This window comes from Kitasatospora sp. NPDC052868 (assembly GCF_044547105.1).
Lineage (GTDB): Bacteria > Actinomycetota > Actinomycetes > Streptomycetales > Streptomycetaceae > Kitasatospora.
Genome location: NZ_JBITZW010000015.1, coordinates 26,021 through 43,533 on the forward strand (window position 1 = coordinate 26,021; position 17,513 = coordinate 43,533).

General features: G+C 73.3%; 15 protein-coding genes. 2 read left to right on the plus strand and 13 right to left on the minus strand.

Annotated features, from left to right (window positions below; genetic code table 11):
* Positions 1 to 47 precede the first annotated feature (47 nt).
* The 8 genes from ACIGZJ_RS24335 to ACIGZJ_RS24370 form a co-directional block, all read right to left on the minus strand.
* The gene (locus ACIGZJ_RS24335; RefSeq protein WP_392938883.1) at positions 48 to 824 is read right to left on the minus strand and encodes an ABC transporter permease; all 777 of its coding nucleotides are present in this window, start codon (positions 822 to 824) and stop codon (positions 48 to 50) included.
* Positions 821 to 1,771, minus strand: a complete 951-nt coding sequence (locus ACIGZJ_RS24340) for an ATP-binding cassette domain-containing protein (protein ID WP_396459202.1) — start codon at positions 1,769 to 1,771, stop codon at positions 821 to 823. The genes ACIGZJ_RS24335 and ACIGZJ_RS24340 overlap by 4 nt, the downstream gene beginning before the upstream one ends.
* A 38-nt stretch (positions 1,772 to 1,809) precedes the next feature.
* A complete protein-coding gene (locus ACIGZJ_RS24345) occupies positions 1,810 to 2,646 on the minus strand; it encodes a DUF4097 family beta strand repeat-containing protein (protein WP_396459203.1) in 837 nt (278 codons plus the stop codon).
* Positions 2,647 to 2,747: 101 nt separating this feature from the next.
* Positions 2,748 to 3,281 carry a hypothetical protein gene (locus tag ACIGZJ_RS24350; RefSeq protein WP_396459204.1) on the minus strand — a complete coding sequence of 178 codons (534 nt, stop codon included), beginning with the start codon at positions 3,279 to 3,281 and terminating at the stop codon, positions 2,748 to 2,750.
* 251 nt (positions 3,282 to 3,532) lie between these two features.
* Positions 3,533 to 4,579 (minus strand): adenosine deaminase, encoded by a 1,047-nt coding sequence (locus ACIGZJ_RS24355; RefSeq protein ID WP_396459294.1) that lies wholly within the window; start codon positions 4,577 to 4,579, stop codon positions 3,533 to 3,535.
* Positions 4,580 to 4,668: 89 nt separating this feature from the next.
* Entirely contained in the window at positions 4,669 to 5,964 is a 1,296-nt protein-coding gene (locus ACIGZJ_RS24360) for a DUF445 domain-containing protein (RefSeq protein ID WP_396459205.1), read from the minus strand.
* A gap of 170 nt (positions 5,965 to 6,134) precedes the next feature.
* The gene (locus tag ACIGZJ_RS24365; protein WP_396459295.1) at positions 6,135 to 7,430 is read right to left on the minus strand and encodes a nucleotide sugar dehydrogenase; all 1,296 of its coding nucleotides are present in this window, start codon (positions 7,428 to 7,430) and stop codon (positions 6,135 to 6,137) included.
* A 14-nt stretch (positions 7,431 to 7,444) separates the two neighbouring features.
* Positions 7,445 to 8,665 carry a glycosyltransferase family 2 protein gene (locus ACIGZJ_RS24370; RefSeq protein ID WP_396459206.1) on the minus strand — a complete coding sequence of 407 codons (1,221 nt, stop codon included), beginning with the start codon at positions 8,663 to 8,665 and terminating at the stop codon, positions 7,445 to 7,447.
* 253 nt (positions 8,666 to 8,918) lie between these two features.
* On the opposite strand from ACIGZJ_RS24370, the gene ACIGZJ_RS24375 reads away from it, so the two are divergent.
* On the plus strand, positions 8,919 to 10,376 hold the full coding sequence (locus ACIGZJ_RS24375; protein ID WP_396459207.1) for an FAD-dependent monooxygenase: 1,458 nt from the start codon (positions 8,919 to 8,921) through the stop codon (positions 10,374 to 10,376).
* 96 nt (positions 10,377 to 10,472) lie between these two features.
* Here the strand turns inward: ACIGZJ_RS24375 and ACIGZJ_RS24380 are convergent, their stop codons facing one another.
* Genes ACIGZJ_RS24380 through ACIGZJ_RS24390 form a run of 3 tightly spaced genes read right to left on the minus strand, consistent with a single transcriptional unit; the run spans position 10,473 to position 13,122 of the window.
* Positions 10,473 to 11,432 carry an ATP-binding cassette domain-containing protein gene (locus ACIGZJ_RS24380; protein ID WP_396459208.1) on the minus strand — a complete coding sequence of 320 codons (960 nt, stop codon included), beginning with the start codon at positions 11,430 to 11,432 and terminating at the stop codon, positions 10,473 to 10,475.
* A gap of 9 nt (positions 11,433 to 11,441) precedes the next feature.
* A complete protein-coding gene (locus ACIGZJ_RS24385; protein WP_396459209.1) occupies positions 11,442 to 12,269 on the minus strand; it encodes an ABC transporter permease in 828 nt (275 codons plus the stop codon).
* Positions 12,262 to 13,122 carry an ABC transporter permease gene (locus tag ACIGZJ_RS24390; protein ID WP_396459210.1) on the minus strand — a complete coding sequence of 287 codons (861 nt, stop codon included), beginning with the start codon at positions 13,120 to 13,122 and terminating at the stop codon, positions 12,262 to 12,264. The genes ACIGZJ_RS24385 and ACIGZJ_RS24390 overlap by 8 nt, the downstream gene beginning before the upstream one ends.
* 300 nt (positions 13,123 to 13,422) lie before the next feature.
* On the opposite strand from ACIGZJ_RS24390, the gene ACIGZJ_RS24395 reads away from it, so the two are divergent.
* Positions 13,423 to 15,795, plus strand: coding sequence for a transglycosylase domain-containing protein (locus ACIGZJ_RS24395; protein WP_396459211.1), 2,373 nt, complete (start codon positions 13,423 to 13,425; stop codon positions 15,793 to 15,795).
* 53 nt (positions 15,796 to 15,848) lie between these two features.
* Here ACIGZJ_RS24395 and ACIGZJ_RS24400 read toward each other — a convergent pair whose 3' ends face one another.
* Together ACIGZJ_RS24400 and ACIGZJ_RS24405 are read right to left on the minus strand one after the other, a co-directional pair.
* The gene (locus ACIGZJ_RS24400; protein WP_396459212.1) at positions 15,849 to 17,024 is read right to left on the minus strand and encodes a winged helix DNA-binding domain-containing protein; all 1,176 of its coding nucleotides are present in this window, start codon (positions 17,022 to 17,024) and stop codon (positions 15,849 to 15,851) included.
* Positions 17,025 to 17,137: 113 nt separating this feature from the next.
* Positions 17,138 to 17,440, minus strand: a complete 303-nt coding sequence (locus tag ACIGZJ_RS24405; RefSeq protein ID WP_380264418.1) for a GroES family chaperonin — start codon at positions 17,438 to 17,440, stop codon at positions 17,138 to 17,140.
* Between the last annotated feature and the right edge of the window lie 73 nt (positions 17,441 to 17,513).

Here is a 17,513-nt window from a genome sequence, read left to right on the forward strand (position 1 = left end):
GGCCCTCCGCCTCATCGGCGGAGGGCCCTTCCATCTTCTCCAGTCGCTCACTTCGCCGGGCGGTGGAAGACCCTCTTCGCCCAGACGTAGCCGACCAGCGTCAGCGCCACGCACCAGCCCAGTGCGCTCACCGCGCTGCTGCCGATCGGCGTCCCCATCAGCAGCCCCCTCAGCGTCTCGATGATCGGCGTGAAGGGCTGGTACTCGGCGAACCACCTCAGTGCCGTCGGCATCGAGTCCGGCGGGACGATCGCGCTCCCGATGAACGGCATGAACTGCAGCGGCATCGGGATGTTGCTCGCGCTCTCCACCGTCTTCGCCACCAGTCCGATGCCCGCCGACAACCACGTCAGCGCCAGCGTCACGAACACCAGCAGCCCCGCAGCCGCGAGCCACTCCACCGGGCTCGCATTCGGACGGAAGCCCATCGCGAACGCCGCCGCGACCACCAGCACCAGCCCGATCATCGTCTGTATCAGGCTGCCGACCACATGCCCCGTCAGGAACGCCGACCTCGATATGGCCATCGTCCGGAAGCGGTTGACGATCCCCTCCGTCACATCCATGCACACCCCGATCGCCGTCACCAGCGCCCCCGATGTGGCCGCCATCAGCACGATCCCCGGCGTGACGTAGTCGATGTACTCCCCGCCCCCGATCCCCACCCCCAACGCGTCGCCGTAGGCGTAGTTGAACAGCAGCAGCATCATGACCGGCATCATCACGACCGCGAAGGTCAGCGACGGATACCGCAGCGCGTGCTTGAGGTTCCTGCGCAGCATCGTCAGCGAGTCGCCGACGGCATGGCTCGTCGCGATGCTCATTGCCTGCCGCCCTCCTGGGTCAGGGTGAGGAACACGTCGTCCAGGTCGGCCGTCTCCACCGTGAGCGACTCCGCCCGGACGCCCGCGTTGTCGAAGACGTCCAGGACGGCCTTCACCGTCACGATCGAGTTGTCCCCCGGGATGTCCAGGGTCAGCGCCTCCCGGTCGGGCGCCGCGTAGTCGAACAGCGCGGCCGCCTCGTCGAGCCTCCCCTGATCGGCGAAGCGGACCCGGATCCGGCCGCCCGGGACGAGCCGCTTCAGCTCCTCCGCCGTGCCCTCGGCGACGATCCGGCCGCCGTCCAGGACGGCTATCCGGTCCGCGAGTTCGTCCGCCTCGTCCAGGTACTGCGTGGTCAGGAAGACCGTCACGCCCTGGTCCGCCACCAGCCCGCGGATGATCTCCCACATCGTCCGCCGGCTGCGCGGGTCCAGCCCGGTGGTCGGCTCGTCCAGGAAGATGACCCGCGGCTCCCCCATCAGCGTCATCGCCAGGTCGAGCTTGCGCCGCATCCCTCCCGAGAAGGTCACGACCGGCTTTCTGGCCGCCTCCGTCAGGTCGAACCGCCGCAGCAGTTCCTCCGCCCGCCTCCGCCCCTCCCGACGGCGGAGGTGGTTGAGGTCCGACATCAGGAGCAGGTTCTCCTCGGCGGTGAGCAGGTTGTCCACCGCCGAGAACTGGCCGGTGACGCCGATCGCGGCGCGTACGCCGTCGACCTCCCGGACCAGGTCGTGTCCGGCCACCCGCATCACCCCGGCGTCCGCCGGGATCAGGGTGGACAGGATCTGCACGGCGGTCGTCTTTCCCGCGCCGTTCGGGCCGAGCAGGGCGAAGACCGTGCCCTCCGGGATGTCCAGGTCGACGCCGTCGAGCACCGTCTTGTCCCCGTAGGACTTCCGCAGCCCGGAGACGGAGATCGCCGAGGCGGCGGTGAGTGTGGTGGTCATGAGTGGTCCCCCTTCACGCGGTGCAGGGTGGCGGCGGCTCAGGCACGCCGGATGGTGATGTCGCCGACGGAGGTGCGAGCCCGCACCGACACGGACTCCTCCTCGGCGCCGGGCGCCTCGCTCGGGCCGATCGAGTTGCGCACACTGCCGACCTTGGTGTGCACGTCGAGCCAGGCGGCGGTGGACTCCCGGATGCCGACCTCGATGTCGCCGGCGGAGGTCAGGAGGGTGACCCTGCCCCGCGCCACCTCACGGATCCGGATGGCGCCGTTGGCCGTCTGCGCCTCGATCCCGGCGTGGGCGACACCGATGGTGATCCGGCCGTTGGAGGCGGTGGCCGTCAGCGCCCCGTGGATCTCTCCGATCGACGTCTCGCCGTTGGTGTTCTTGACGGTCGCCTCGCCGCCGACCCGGGCGACCTCGACGTGGCCCGACCCGGTCACCTCGGCGTCACCCGTCACCGAATCCAGCTGGATGTCCCCGTGGTCGGTCTTGAGGCGGGCGGACGCCGCCTCGGCGACCCTGATGTCCCCGAGGGAGGTCTTCAGCCGGACCTCGCCGAGCGGCCCCTTGCAGGTGAAGCCCGCCAGCTGCGAGGTGCCCAGGACCTCCGAGCCGGCCGGGAGCTCGACGCTGATGTCGACGGACCCCGGGCGGCCGAACAGCGTGCGCCGCTTGGGGCCCTTGACCAGCAGTCGGCCGCCCTCGTACGTCACGGTGGTCTGCTGGGCGACCCGGACGTCGGCCTCCTCGGTAGCGACGGTCGGGATCACCTCCACCACGGTGTCGAGGCGCTTGCCCGCGGTGATCCGGGCCGTCCCCATCTCGAACTCAAGGGTCGCGGTGATCGGCTCGGGGGTGTCGAAAGTAGGCATGGCTGTCCCGTCCTCCTGGCTCGGTGTGCGTTTGCTCTGCTTTCCCGCTGGTCAGCGGGGTGAAGATGACGTGCTCGGGTGGCTCCTCAGCCGGAGCGGCCCTAACGGACCCAGCCCGTGTAGCCCTGGCCCGTCCCGCGCCGGGCCCGGCCTCCGGGCCGCGTAGGCTCGCCCGGCTCCAGGGCGGTGGCGACGGCCCGGACCAGCCAGGCGTTGACCGAGAGGCCCTCCTGCCCGGCGGCGTCCTCGACCCTGGTCTTCAGATGGGCGGGGAGCCGGAAGTTGATCCGCGCGGTGCCGCTGTCGTCGGCCTCGCCCGACAGCGGTGGCGCCACCGCTGGCGCCATGGATGATGCCATCGGCTCCCCCTCCTCCTCGAACGGCTCCGAGAGGGGCGGCGGCGTCACCACGAACTCGGGATCCAGCCCGCGCAGCCGCACATCGACCGAGCCGGGCGCCAGCTCCCGGGTGACCTCGCCCATGGCGGCGGACAGGGCGTTGAGCAGGGTAAGCCGGACGGCCGACTCCAGCGGGCTGGTGAGCCGCTCGGCCAGGGCGCGGGCTTCGTCCCCGCCCGCGCCCGCGGCCACCGCGAGCTCGTGCCGGAGGTTGTCGACGTACGGCGTGAGGTCCATGCCGCAAGGATGGCACACTCATGGCGCCATGTGAAGCCATTATGGCGCCACCACTCGAAAGAGTGGCGCCACGGCCCACCGCGGCACGCCAAGGCACACCCCTGCGCACCACCCCGGCACCCCAGCACCCGGCACCCGGCACCCGGCACCCCGGAGACGCACGACCGCCCCGCCGGAGAGCCCGGCGGGGCGGTCGATACTGCAGCAGGCTGGGCCATCAGCCCAGCGGTGGACCGGGCCCCGGAGGAGCGTCAGCCCCGGTCCCACCCGGCCAGGTAGGCGTCGATCTCGCCGACGATCCGGGCCTTGCCGCCCGCGTCCAGGAAGGACGCCTCGACGGCGTTGCGGGCGAGTGCGGCGACGCCCGCCTCGTCCAGGTCCAGCAGCCGGGCCGCCACCGCGTACTCGGTGTTCAGGTCGGTGCCGAACATCGGCGGGTCGTCGCTGTTGACGGTGACCAGCAGGCCGGCGTCCACCATCTGCCGGATCGGGTGCTCCTCGATCCGCTCCACCGCCCGGGTGGCGATGTTGGAGGTCGGGCAGACCTCCAGCGGGATGCGGTGCTCGCCGAGGTGGTCCATCAGCGCCGGGTCCTTGACCGCCTGGGTGCCGTGGCCGATGCGCTCGGCGCCGAGCAGCCGCAGCGCGTCCCAGACCGTCTCCGGGCCGGTGGTCTCGCCCGCGTGCGGGACGCTGTGCAGGCCGGCGGCCCGGGCCCGGTCGAAGTACGGCTTGAACTGCGGGCGCGGCACGCCGATCTCCGGCCCGCCGAGGCCGAAGCTGACCAGGCCCTCGGGGGCGAGGTCGACGGCCAGCCGCGCGGTCTCCTCGGCGGAGGCCAGGCCGGCCTCGCCGGGGATGTCGAAGCACCAGCGCAGGACGACGCCGAGCTCCTTCTCCGCGCGGATCCGGGCGTCCTCGATCGCCTCCATGAAGGCGACGTCCGGGATGCCCCGGCGGACCGAGGAGTACGGGGTGATGGTCAGCTCGGCGTAGCGGATGTTCTGGCGCGCCATGTCCTCGGCGACGCCGTAGGTCAGCGAGCGGACGTCCTCGGCGTCGCGGATCAGGTCGACGACGCTGAGGTAGACCTCGATGAAGTGGGCGAAGTCGGTGAAGGTGAAGTACTCGGCGAGGGCCGCCGGGTCGACCGGCACCTTGGACTGGCCGCGGTGGCGGGCGGCCAGTTCGGCGACCACCCGGGGCGAGGCCGATCCGACGTGGTGGACGTGCAGCTCTGCTTTGGGCATGCCGGCGATGAACGCCTCGATGCCACGGTTCCCTGCGGGGTTTCCGATCCGACTTCCGTCCGGCTGGACCACGGTGGTGCCCTTCTTCCTCTACGCGCGTATCGGTGGTGCTCGCAAGAATAGGCACACCCGGGGGCTCACCCCCCGAGCGCGACCGCCACGGTGTGGATCAGCAGTCCGGCCAGGGCGCCGACCACGGTGCCGTTGATCCGGATGAACTGCAGGTCGCGGCCCACGTTGGCCTCGATCTTGCGGGAGGCGTCGTCGGCGTCCCAGCCCGCCACGGTGTCGGAGATCAGCGAGGTGATCTCGGCCCGGTAGGTGTCCACCAGGTACTGGGCGGCGTCCTGGAGCCAGCCGTCCACCTTGGCCTGGAGCTTCGCGTCCGTCGCCAGGCGCTCACCGAACCTGCGCACGCCATCGCGGATGCGCCGGCGCAGCTCGCCGTCCTCGTCCTCGGCCGCGTGCAGCACCAGGGTGCGGACGGCGGCCCAGGTGGAGGCGATCAGGTCCTGCACCTCGGAGCGGGCCAGCAGCTCGGCCTTGGCCCGCTCGACCCGGGCGATGGTCTCCGGATCGGTCTGCAGCTCGGTGGCGAAGTCGGCGAGGAAGTTGTCGACCGCGCCGCGCGCGGCGTGGTCCGGATCGTCCCGGATGTCGGTGACGAACCGCATCAGCTCCTTGTAGACCCGCTCGCCGACCTGGTGGTCGAGGAACTTCGGCGTCCAGCCCGGGGTCTTCTGGGTGACCCGCTGGACGACCTCCTCGTGGTTCTCGGCCAGCCAGTCGTGCGCCCGGACCGCGACCAGGTCGACCATGCCGTGGTGCCCGCCGTCGGCGACCACCTTGCCGAGCATCCGGCCCATCGGCTCGGCCACCGAGGTGGCGGCGGCCCGCCGGGTGACCGCCTCGCCGACGACCGCCTGCACGTCCTCGTCGCGCAGCACGGCCAGCACGCCGCGCAGCGCCGCCGAGGCCTCCTTGGTGACCCGCTCGGCGCTGCCTGGGGCGGCGAGCCACTCCCCCAGCCGCCGGGCGATGCCCAGGGCGGCGAGCCGGCCGCGCACCACGTGCCCGGCGAGGAAGTTGTCGCCGACGAAGTCGCCGAGCGACTTGCCGAAGGCGTCCTTCTTGGTGGGGATGATCGCGGTGTGCGGGATCGGCAGGCCGAACGGGCGGCGGAACAACGCGGTCACGGCGAACCAGTCGGCGAGCGCGCCGACCATGCCGGCCTCGGCGGCGGCCGCCAGGTAGCCCGCCCAGGACCCGGCGCCGGCCGCCTTCGCCCAGGTGGCCAGGACGAAGACCAGGGTCGCGAAGGCCAGCAGGCCGGTCGCGATGGTCTTCATCCGGCGGACGCCGTGTCGCTTCTCCTCGTCGGCCGCGGTGAACCGGACCCCGGGGCCGGTCCCGCTGAAGGATTCGTCACTCACCCCGCCAGTCTGCCCGCTGCCCGGCGCGAGCGGACGGCCTCACCCTGTTTGACGCCCCCGCGCGCCGTGACGGCGGCTCACACGCCCCCTCCCGCTCCGCCCGGCGGGCCCGGCCGGCCCCGCCGGACAGAACCGAACAGAGCCGGCCCCCGCCGACCCGCACCCGCCCGTCAGGTGCCGCCCAGGACGATCCGGCGCACCCCCGGCTCCGCCCAGCGGGCCGGATCGGTGCAGCGGCGCCCGTCCAGCAGCACCCGCACACCCGGCAGGTCGGCGGGCGCCAGATCGCGGTACTCCGGGTGGTCGGCCTGGAGCACCGCCGCCACCAGCGGCTCGCCGCCGTACGCGGGCAGCCCGAGGGCCGCCAGCTCGTCCGCGCGGTAGAGCGGATCGGCGACATGGGGACGCGCACCGGCCGCCCGCAACGCCTCGACCAGCGGGAACACCCCGGAGTAGGCCGTCTCCTTCACCCCGCCCCGGTACGAGGCGCCGAGCACCAGGACGCCCTGCCCCGCCAGGCCGCCGTCCAGCGCCCCCTCCAGCACCCCGACCGCGTAGGCCGGCATCTCCAGGTTCGCCTCGCGCGCCGCCCGCACCACCGTCGCCGAGGGGTCGTTCCACAGGTAGAGCCGCGGGTAGACCGGGATGCAGTGGCCGCCGACGGCGATCCCCGGCCGGTGCAGATGGCTGAACGGCTGCGAGTTGCAGGCGTCCGCGACGGCCGCGAAGTCCACCCCGACCCGGTCCGCGTAGCGGGCGAACTGGTTGGCCAGGGCGATGTTGACGTCCCGGTAGGTGGTCTCGGCGAGCTTGGCGAACTCGGCGGCCTCCGCCGACTCCAGCTCCCAGACGCCGTTGGGCCGCTCCAGGTCGGGGCGCGGGTCGAAGTCCAGCACCTCGCGGTAGAACTCGGCGCCGCGCCGGGTGGCCGCCTGGTCGATGCCGCCGACCAGCTTGGGGTAGCGCCGCAGGTCGGCGAAGACCCGGCCGGTGCGGACCCGCTCCGGGCTGAAGACCAGGGCGAAGTCCCGGCCGGGGACGAGCCCGGAGCCGGCCGCCAGCCGCGGCGCCCAGCGGCCCCTGGTCACCCCGACCGGCAGGGTGGTCTCGTAGCTGACCAGGGCGCCCCGGCGCAGCCCGGCGGCCACCGCGTCGGTGGCCGCGTCCAGCAGCGCGAAGTCGGGGGCGCCCTCGGCGGTGGTGATCAGCGGGACGACCAGGACGACGGCCTGCGCGCCCGCCACCGCGGCGGTGGTGTCGGTGGTGGCGCGCAGCCGCCGCTCGGCCACCACCCGCTTCAGCGCCTCGTCCAGGCCCGCCTCCCGGGGGAACGGCGGCCGGCCCAGGTTGACGCAGGCCACCACCTCGGGCGAGATGTCCGCGCCGGTCACCCGGTGCCCCTTGGCGGCGAACTGGACGGCCAGCGGCAGCCCGAGCTTGCCGAGGCCGACCACGCAGATGTCCAACGGGCTCACCGGGCTCACCGCCGGCCTCCGTTCACGCTCGCGGCCAGCCGCCGCCAGGCCGGGTAGCGCCGCAGCCTGCGGCGCAGGACGGCGGGCACCGCGCCGCGCCAGACCTGCTGGACCAGGGTGGGGGGCGGCGGGTCCGGCGGCGCCTCGGCGAGCAGGAACAGCTCGTCGGGCAGGGCGAGTGCGGCGTCCCGGAAGGCCGGGTAGCCCGCGTAGTGGCGGCGCCCGTCGACCACGACCGGCGGGTCGCCGTGCCCGGCCTCGTACCGGATCAGCTCCCGAAGGGCCTCGATCCTTCCGGTGGCGGCGAGTTCGAGCCGCAGCCGGTCGGCCACCGGAAGCCGGTCGTACACCTCGCGGGCGCCGAACTGCCGTACCAGGTCGGCGACCCCGTCGCAGATCCGGTCCTGGAGCTCCTCGGGTTGGCGCAGCAGGTCGGCCTGGAGCAGCTGCGGCACCTCCCAGCCGAAGTGCCGGGCCCTGATGGCGTCCAACTGAGGCCCCGGAGTGGCGTGTTCGGCGGCGACCCACTGGACGGCGGCGACCCCGCGCAGCCGGTCCAGGGAGCCGGCCCGCTGGGTGACGTTGCCGAGGTCCTCGCGCAGCACCAGGAAGTAGTAGTCGTAGTCGGCGAGGACGGAGATCCGGCCGGCCCGCAGACAGGCCGCCAGGGTGAACGGCTGGTCCGAGTAGACCTTCAAGTCCTCGTTGCGGGCGAGATTGTGGCGCCTGATCGGCTCCAGCCGGAACAGTTTGGTGTCGGCGAGCGCCCAGGCCAGCGCGGAGTCCTCGAAGCCGACCGAGGCGGCCGTGGCGGCGAAGATGCCCTGCGGGACCAACCGCCCGTTCACGCCGACCTGTTTGGGGATGAGCACGTCCGACCCCCAGGTGTCGGCGGCCGTCACCATCCGCTCCAGCGCCTCGGCGCCGAGCCAGTCGTCGGCGCCGAGGAAGAGCACGTACCGGCCGCGGGCGAGGGCCAGGCCCCGGTTGGTCGGCGCGGCCGGGCCGCCGGAGTTCGGCTGGTGCAGCACCGTGAACAGACCCGGGTGGCGGGCCGCGTAGTCGTCCAGGAGGGCCCCGCCGCCGTCCGTCGAGCCGTCGTCGACCGCGACCACCTCCATGCGCGCCGGCCCGATGGTCTGCCCGACGAGCGAGTCCAGGCAGGCGGTCAGATACGGCATGGTGTTGTAGACCGCGATCACCACGGTCACGTCGGGTACGGTCATCGGGCGCTGCCCCTTCAACTACATTCCGTCGAGCGATGCAACGTCAACTCGGCCATGTGCCAAGGGGTCACGTCCGCCACCCGCACGGGTGAGGAAGGTGAACTGCCGTACGGCCGCACGGGCGGGCGGTCGAATCCACGCCGGGGCCACCACCACGGGGGACGGCGGGTGTCGCACCACGGGGAGCCGACGAGGGCACCCGGGGCCGGCGGGTGTCGCGGGGCGCGCTCTCGTATCGACGAAGGGAAAGACAATGGAGCAGGTCATCGTGGTGGGTGCCGGGCCGGTGGGCCTCTGGCTCGCGGCCGAGCTACGGCTGGGCGGCGTCCCGGTCACGGTACTGGAGGCCCGCACCGAACGGGACCCGCACTCCAAGGCGCTCACCGTCCACCCGCGCACCCTCGAGGTGCTGGCCTTCCGCGGCATCGTGGACCGCTTCGTCGCCTCCGGCCGGCCGCTGCCCGACGGCCACTTCGCCCTGCTGGACGACCGGGTGGACTTCCGGTCGCTCGACACGCCGTTCCCGTTCACCCTGGCGCTGGCCCAGGCCCGCACCGAGGAACTGCTGGAGGAGCACGCCGTGGCCTCGGGTGCCCGGGTGCTGCGCGGTCACCGCGTCACCGGGCTCGCCCAGGACGCCGACGGGGTGACCGTGCAGGTGGCGGGCCCGGACGGCGAGGAGCGGCTGCGGGCCGCCTACGTGGTCGGCTGTGACGGCACCAGAAGCACCGTCCGCACCGCCGCCGGGATCGACTTCCCCGGTACCGGCACCACCACGTGGGGCTGGCTCGGCGACGTCGTCCTGGACGAGCCGCCCGCGCGGCCGCTCAACGTCTCCGGCCAGAACGGCGGGGTGATGGTCCTCCCGCTCCCCGGCGGCGTCCACCGCCTGCTCGGCGGCGACCCCGACTACGTCCGCGCCGAGCGGCCCGAGGACCTCACCATCGAGGCCCTGCGCGCCAAGGTCACCCGGATCGCCGGCACCGACTTCGGGATGCGCGACCCGCACTGGCTCTCGGTGTTCGGCAACGCCACCCACCAGGCCGCCCAGTACCGTTCGGGCCGCGTCCTGCTGGCCGGCGACGCCGCGCACATGCACTTCCCGGCCGGGGGCGCCGGGCTGAACGTCGGCATCCAGGACGCCACCAACCTCGGCTGGAAGCTCGCGGCCGAGGTGGCCGGCACCGCGCCCGAGGGCCTGCTCGACAGCTACCACGCCGAGCGCCACCCCGTCGGCGCCGACCTCCTGCTGATCACCCGCGCGCAGACGGCGCTGGTCACCGCGTACACCCCGGAGGGGCAGGCGCTGCGCACCCTGCTCAGCGAACTCATCGCCGAGGTGCCGGAGTTCTCGGCCAACCTGGCCGGCCGGCTCTCCGCCCTCGCGGTCGCCTACCCGTCGACCGACCCCGAGGCCCATCCGCTGACCGGCAGCCGCGCCCCGGACCTGGCGTTCACCGGGGGCGGCAGCACCCTCTTCGGGCTGCTCCGCGACGGCCGGCACGTCCTGCTCGACCTGCGCGAGGAGCCGGGCGAGCCGCTCGGGATCCCCTGCCACGCCGCCGCCCTGGCCGATCCGCGGCCGGAGTGGTCGGCCGTCCGGGCGGTTCTCGTCCGCCCGGACGGCCACCTCGCCTGGGTGGGTGAGGAGAAGGCGGACGACGAGCTCGCGGCCGCCGCGCGGCAGGCCGTGGCCGCCACCGTCCGCTGAGGCGCGGCCGTGCGGCCGCCCCGGGCCGGCTCAGGCCGAGCCGTCCCGGGGCGGCCCCCGCCAACCCCTCGACTCCAGGGCTCCCAACGCCTCACCTCAGCCGATCGCCACCTCGGCGTACATCCGCGCGATGACGTCCTCGATGGCGGGCTCACGGACCGACAGGTCGACCAGCGGGTACCGGTCGGCGACCGCCGCGACGATGGGCGCGGCGCTCGCCTGCGCGGGGAAGGCCAGCCACTGGCGGGGCCCGTCGACCTTCACCACCCTGGCCCCGGCGACCTCGATCGCCGGGCGGGCCTCGGCGAGGTCCACCACCAGGGTCCGCTCACTCTCGCCGGCCGCGTGCAGCCCCTCCAGGCCGCCGTCGTAGACCACCCGGCCGTGGTCGATGACCATCACCCGGTCGCTCAGCTGCTCGATGTCCGTCAGGTCGTGCGTGGTGAGCAGCACCGTGGTGCCCTGCTCGCGGTTCACCTCGCGCAGGAACTCCCGGACCCGCCCCTTGCTGACCACGTCCAGGCCGATCGTCGGCTCGTCCAGGTACAGCACCTGCGGGTCGTGCAGCAGCGCCGCCGCCAAGTCCCCGCGCATCCGCTGGCCGAGCGAGAGCTGGCGGACCGGGGTGTCCAGCAGGGCGCCCAGGTCGAGCAGTTCGACGCAGCGGTCGAGGTTGGCCCGGTAGCGCGGGTCGGGGATCCGGTAGATCCGGCGGGCCAGTTCGAAGGAGTCGCGCAGCGGGAGGTCCCACCAGAGCGTGGTCCGCTGCCCGAACACGACGCCGATCCGCCGGGCGAGGTCGACCCGTTCGCGGGCCGGGTCGACGCCCGCCACCTGCAGCCGCCCGCTGGTCGGGACGAGGATGCCGGTGAGCATCTTGATGGTGGTCGACTTCCCCGCGCCGTTGGGGCCGATGTAGCCGACGCACTCCCCCGCCTCGACGGTGAAGCTCAGCCCGTCCACGGCCCGTACCTCGCGCTTCTCGCGCCGCAGCCGACCGGTCCTGGCCCGGACGGTGAAGGTCCGGCGGACGTCCTCGAGTTCGATCAGTGCCATGGGGACTCCTTAGTTTCCGGTGCCGCGGTAGGCGCGCAGGCCCGCCCGCCAGGCCAGGCCGGCCGCGGCGCAACTGACCACGGCGGCCACCGGCGAGGCGTACTGGAAGGCGACGGGCAGCCCGAGCGGGTCGGGGCGGTCGAGGATGTGCAGGGCGGGCAGCCAGTTGACGAAGGCCAGCGGCACCCCGAACACCGCCCCCGCCACCAGTTCCTTGGCGAAGACGGTCGGCGGGTAGTGCAGCAGGGTCGCGCCGCCGTAGGTGAAGGCGTTCTGGATCTCCCTGGCCTCGCCCCACCAGAACTGGAGGGTCGCGAAGCCCACGAAGACCGCCCCGAAGATGGCCGTCCCGCAGACCAGCAGCACCGGCACGAGGAGTACCCGGTCCCAGGTCCAGGCCACGTCCAGGGCGGGCAGCGACCAGACCAGCACCGCCAGCGACTGCAGCGGCCGGCCGAGCCGGCGCAGCGAGAAGCGCTCGGCGCAGACCTGGGCGAGCGCCGGGGCCGGGCGGATCAGCATGGTGTCCAGCGTCCCGGCGTTGATCCGCTGGCCGAGGCCCTCGACGCTGCCGACCAGCAGGTTGGCCATGCCGAGCGCGAAGCCGGAGGTGCCGTAGAGGAAGCCGAGTTCGGGCAGGGTCCAGCCGCCGAGCGTGTCGGTGTGCTGGAACATCAGCAGCACGACGACGAAGTCCAGGAAGGTCACGCAGAGGCTCGCGGCCAGCATCAGTACGAAGGACGCCCGGTAGGACATCATCGAGCGGGTCCACATCCCGGCCGTGAGCCACCAGGCGCGCAGCGCCCACCGGGTGCGGCCGAGGGTCGTCTCAGCCACCCTGGACCACCACCCTGCGGGTGGCGAGCAGCTGTACCGCGCGGCCCGCGGCCAGCAGCACCAGCGCCCAGGCCAGTTGGAAGCCGAGTTCGCCGAGCAGCTCCGCGCCGGAGCTCCGCTCCAGGAAGACGTCCGTCGGCACCTGCACCAGCGCGGCCCACGGCAGCGCGGGGGCGATCCAGCCGAGCCAGCCGGGGAACAGGGCGAGCGGCAGCAGCATTCCGGAGAAGAACATCGACACCACCAGCATCACCGAGCGCACCCCCTCGGAGTCGTGCAGCCAGAAGCCGGTGAGCGAGACCAGGAACCGCAGCCCGAAGCTGACGACCACCGCCAGCAGGACGGAGAGCACGAACACCGCCCAGGTCAGCGGCTGTTCGGGCAGCCGGGTCGAGAAGACCAGCGCGCCCGCGAGCATCGGCAGTACACCGCGTCCGAGCAGGTGGAAGGCGGCGCGGCCGAGGTCGGTGGCCAGCCACCAGCCCTGGAAGTCGACCGGACGGTAGAGGTCGACGGCGATGTCGCCGCTGCGGAAGCGGTCCTGGACGTCGTCCTGGAAGCCGCCGCCCCAGACCGCGACGGTGACCAGCAGGGCCTGGCTGACCCAGATGTAGGTGACGGCCTCGCTCTGGTCGTAGCCGCCGAGGCCGGGGCGGGCCTGCCAGAGGGCCAGGAAGGTGTAGGCGAGGATGAAGCCGAAGACGGTGTTGGTGAAGGCGCCGGCGAGGGTGGCGGCGCGGTAGGTGGAGTAGCGGCGGAAGGCCCCGCTCGCGACGGCGAGATAGAGGCGGGCGGTGCCGCCGGTATCCGGAGGGGGCCTGAGCTGCGTCGCAGCCGGCACAGCATTCGGCATATTGTCTCCTTGTCGACAAATATGGGCAGGTGGAAGCGCCCGAGCGGACACCGACGCCCAGGCGCCGGCGCCGACCCGCCCGGGCATCGGCACACACCGCCCAGGCCTCGGCGCACGCCGGAACGGCCCCGACCGGCCGGACCCGGGGGTACCGGGCCACGCGGGCGGAGCTGGACACGACGGACGCACGAAACCGGGTGCGCTATATGGTTTGCACCTTTCACCGTACCGTCGCCGATCACGCCACGCACCCGTATTTTCCAGCGCCTGATCACGGATCAAATAGCACATAATCGCGGCATGACCATGAGGGCAGACCACAGCACCCGCCGCCAGGCCAAACGGGCCGCCCGCCGCCAGGCCCGCCGCGCCCTGCCGCTGTGGCGCCGGCTGCTGCCGACCTGGCGGGTCACCCTCGGCGCCCTCACCGCCGTCCTGCTCCTCGCCGTCGGCTCCTTCGCCGTGCTCTACCTGATCGTCCCGGTGCCCGACGCCAACGCCCACGCCGTCGCCCAGAACAACATCTACCTCTACTCCGACGGCACCACCGAGATCGCCCGCACCGGCGCCGTCAACCGCACCGACGTCACCATCGCCCAGATCCCCCTCGACACCCAGCACGCCGTCGTCGCCGCCGAGGACCGCACCTTCTACCGCAACGGCGGCGTCGACCTGAAGGGCATGGTCCGGGCCGGCTGGAACACCCTCACCGGCAAGGGCATGCAGGGCGGCTCCACCATCACCCAGCAGTACGTCAAGAACTACTACCTCACCCAGAGCAAGACCATCGAACGCAAGGGCCGCGAACTCCTCATCGCCCTCAAGGTCGACCAGCAGCTCGACAAGAACCAGATCCTCGCCGGGTACCTCAACAGCAGCTACTTCGGCCGCAACGCCTACGGCATCCAGAGCGCCGCCCACGCCTACTACGGCGTCGACACCTCCCAGCTCAGCCTCGCCCAGGGCGCCTACCTCGCCGCCCTGCTCCAGGCCCCCAGCGCCTACGACGTCAAGACCGCGACCCCCGCCAACCGCGAGAAGGCCGTCGCCCGCTGGAACTACACCCTCGACGGCATGGTCCAACTCGGCTTCCTGCAGCCGGCCGACCGCGCCGCCCAGACCTTCCCCGACCCGATCGACCCGCAGCCCGCCACCGGCCTCGGCGGCCAGGCCGGCTACCTCGTCGGCGTCGCCGACGACTACCTCGTCTCCTCCGGCACCATCGACACCGCCACCCTCAAGGCCGGCGGCTGGCGGATCACCACCACGTTCGACAAGGACCGCCAGGAGGCCTTCGCCCACGCCGTCCAGCAGGAACTCACCGACGAACTCGACCCCCGGGCCCGGCCCACCACCGACACCGACGTCCGCGTCGCCGGCGCCTCCGTCGAACCCGCCACCGGCCGCGTCGTCGCCGTCTACGGCGGCCCCGACTACGCCAGGCAGCCCTACAACGACGCACTGCGCCAGGACAACCAGATCGGCTCCACCTTCAAGCCCATCGACCTCGCCGCCGGCCTCAACTCCGGGCGCAGCAGCGGCGACGGCCGCCCCATCACCACCGAGACCCGCTACGACGGCACCAGCGAGCGACCCGTCACCGACGGCCCCACCCCGTACGCGCCGCCCAACGAGGACGACATCGACTACGGCGACATCACCCTGCGCTACGCCATGGTGAAGTCCGTCAACTCCGTCTACGCGCAGGAGGGCGTCGACGCCGGGCTCGCCCACGTCCGGGAGACCGCCATCCGGCTCGGCATCCCCGACAACGTCCCCGGCATGGACCCGGCCAACAGCTCGATGACCCTCGGCACCGCCACCCCCAGCGCCCTCAACCTGGCCGGCGCCTACGCCGCCTTCGCCAACCACGGTGAGGCGTACACCCCCTGGTCCGTCCTCACGCTCGAACGCGCCACCTCGGGCGGCTCCGTCGACGTCCCCAAGATGCCCGCCCACGTCGCCACCGCCGCCCTCGACCGGGGCACCGCCGACGCCGTCACCGACGTCCTGCGCGATGTCGTCAGCCCGCGCGGCACCGGCGCCGCCGCCCTCGGCCTCGACCGCCCGGCCGCCGGCAAGACCGGCACCACCGACTCCAACCTGTCCGCCTGGTTCGCCGGCTTCACCCCCGAACTCGCCACCACCGTCGGCATGTTCCGCGAGCACCCGAAGACCCACGCCAAGGAGCCGCTGACCGGCACCGCCGGACTCACCCGCATCAACGGCGGCGCGTTCCCCACCGAGATCTGGACGGCCTACATGGCCGACGCCCTCGACGGCACCGAAGTACGGCAGTTCGACCTCCAGCCGAGCCGGGGCAGCACCCAGAGCGCCACCCCGACCGCGAGCGCCAGTGCCAGCCCGAGCCCCTCCCCCACACCGACGCCCAGCTCGACCGCCACCGCCGCCGCGCCCAGCGCCACCGCCCCCGTCAGCAGGCCCGTCAGCACGCCTCCCCCCGGCACCGAACCGCCGGCCGCCCCCACCGAGCACACCCCGGACCCCGAACCGGCGACCGCCCCCGGCTTCACCCCGGAACCCGCCGAGCCCCCGAAGCCCACCCCCACCCGGGAGACCACCCCCGCGCCCCGGCCGACCCCGACCAAACCCACCGACCGGCCGAGCCCGACCGCCCCCGCGACCAGCCCGGCGGCCCCGCCCACGCCCTGACCCCCCGCCCCGACCCGCCGCGCGAAACCCGGGCCGCAGGGCGCAGGCGCGCGTCAGACCACCAGCTCGCGCTCCAACGGCGTCCGGAACCGCGGCGTCACCCGCACCCCGCCCAGCCACCCCGACAACCGCGCCGCCTCCACCCCGATCGCCGCCCGCGCCTCGGCCCCGACGTCCGACAGCAGCCGCCACACCACCTCGCCATCGGGGCGCTGCGCCCAACCGCCCACCACCCGGCCGCACCACCAGAGCGTCGGCCCCGCGTTGCCCGCCCGGTCGAACAGCGCCGGGACGTCCTCCGGTCGCAGGTACCAGTCCCGCCCGCGCCAGCCCATCATGCTCGGATCCAGCCCAGGCAGCAGCGCCGCCCAGGGCTCCGGCTCCGGCACCGCCCCGGCGTCCCCCGGCAGCACCAGCCCGGCCGCACCGCCCGCCAGCGCCACCTCCTCCGCGCCGACGTCGGCCAGCGCCTTACGGGTGTCCCCGAGCGTCCAGCCCGTCCACCACTTCACGTCCTCCACGGTGGCCGGCCCGAACGCGGCCAGCCAGCGCCGCACCACCTCGGCCTTCGCCTCCCGCACCGGCACCTCCGGCCACTGCGCCACCGGCGCCCACGGATAGCTGCTGCTCAACCACGAACCGCGCGGACGGCACCGGCGCACGTGCCCGTCCGAGGCCAGCAGCCGCAGCATCCGGCTGCCGACGCTCTGCTTCGCCTCGTACGGCTTGCCCGCCGCCATCAGCATCGTCTCGCGCAACGCCGGGACGTCCTCGCCGAGTTCACTCGTCGTCGCCTCACCGCGCCGTTCCAGCGCGGCCAGCACGGCCTGCTCCGTCTCGGCGAGCCGCTGCTCGCTCCAGCCCTCGGCGAACTCCGCCAGGTGCTTCAGCAGCGTCGCCCGCTCCTTCGCCGCGATCGCCCGCGCCGTCGAGGAGCTCACATACGGCGCGAAGCCCTCCGTCACCGCGAACATCGTCCGCCGCATCGACAGCAGCTTCACCAGCGTGACGTCCTCGTACAGCGCCCGCTCCACCTCCGCCGCCGAGGGCTCGGCCAGCCGGGCACAGGCCGACAGGTAGACCGTGGCGGCATCGGTGGCGTGCAGGCCGACCACCGCGTCCGCCACCTCCTCCACGGTGGCCGCCCGCCCGGCGGGCGCCAGGAGATGGCGCCGCCCCAGCCTGGCACGGCGCTGCTCATCGCTGATCGAGGGCACTCGGCTGCTCATGGCGGGACCTTAGCGCCCGCCACCGACAGCGGCGGGCCGCCACGCACCCGGCGTGACGGCCCGCCGTCCGGACCACTCGAATCGTTCGGCCCGCCCCTCGGACCGCCCTCTGCTCAGAGGTAGAGCCCCGTCGAGCCCTCCGCATCACCGAAGCGCATCGCGGCCACCGCGTGCAGGTCGCGCTCGCGCAGCAGCACATAGGTCGCGCCGCGCACCTCGACCTCCAGCTTGTCCTCCGGGTCGTAGAGCACCCGGTCGCCCGGCTCGACGGACCGCACGCTCTGGCCGACCGCCACGGCCTCCGCCCAGGTGCACCGCTTGCTGAGCTCGGCGGTCGCGGGGATGAGAATGCCACCGGTCGAGCGGCGCTCGCCCTCGGCGCCCTCGGTCTTCACCAGGACCCGGTCGTGCAGCATCTTGATCGGGAGCTTCTCGCCCAGCCGGTCGTGCCGCGGCGTTTCGGCCTGCTCGGGCTGCTGGGACCGCTCG

What these genes read in the sequence shown, in the direction of transcription:
- ACIGZJ_RS24335 (WP_392938883.1), bottom strand. Translation starts at nt 824, where the DNA reads ATGAGCATCGCGACGAGCCATGCCGTCGGCGACTCGCTGACGATGCTG.
- ACIGZJ_RS24340 (WP_396459202.1), bottom strand. Translation starts at nt 1,771, where the DNA reads ATGACCACCACACTCACCGCCGCCTCGGCGATCTCCGTCTCCGGGCTG.
- ACIGZJ_RS24345 (WP_396459203.1), bottom strand. Translation starts at nt 2,646, where the DNA reads ATGCCTACTTTCGACACCCCCGAGCCGATCACCGCGACCCTTGAGTTC.
- ACIGZJ_RS24350 (WP_396459204.1), bottom strand. Translation starts at nt 3,281, where the DNA reads ATGGACCTCACGCCGTACGTCGACAACCTCCGGCACGAGCTCGCGGTG.
- ACIGZJ_RS24370 (WP_396459206.1), bottom strand. Translation starts at nt 8,665, where the DNA reads ATGACCGTACCCGACGTGACCGTGGTGATCGCGGTCTACAACACCATG.
- ACIGZJ_RS24375 (WP_396459207.1), top strand. Translation starts at nt 8,919, where the DNA reads ATGGAGCAGGTCATCGTGGTGGGTGCCGGGCCGGTGGGCCTCTGGCTC.
- ACIGZJ_RS24380 (WP_396459208.1), bottom strand. Translation starts at nt 11,432, where the DNA reads ATGGCACTGATCGAACTCGAGGACGTCCGCCGGACCTTCACCGTCCGG.
- ACIGZJ_RS24390 (WP_396459210.1), bottom strand. Translation starts at nt 13,122, where the DNA reads ATGCCGAATGCTGTGCCGGCTGCGACGCAGCTCAGGCCCCCTCCGGAT.
- ACIGZJ_RS24395 (WP_396459211.1), top strand. Translation starts at nt 13,423, where the DNA reads ATGACCATGAGGGCAGACCACAGCACCCGCCGCCAGGCCAAACGGGCC.
- ACIGZJ_RS24400 (WP_396459212.1), bottom strand. Translation starts at nt 17,024, where the DNA reads ATGAGCAGCCGAGTGCCCTCGATCAGCGATGAGCAGCGCCGTGCCAGG.
- ACIGZJ_RS24405 (WP_380264418.1), bottom strand. Translation starts at nt 17,440, where the DNA reads ATGCTGCACGACCGGGTCCTGGTGAAGACCGAGGGCGCCGAGGGCGAG.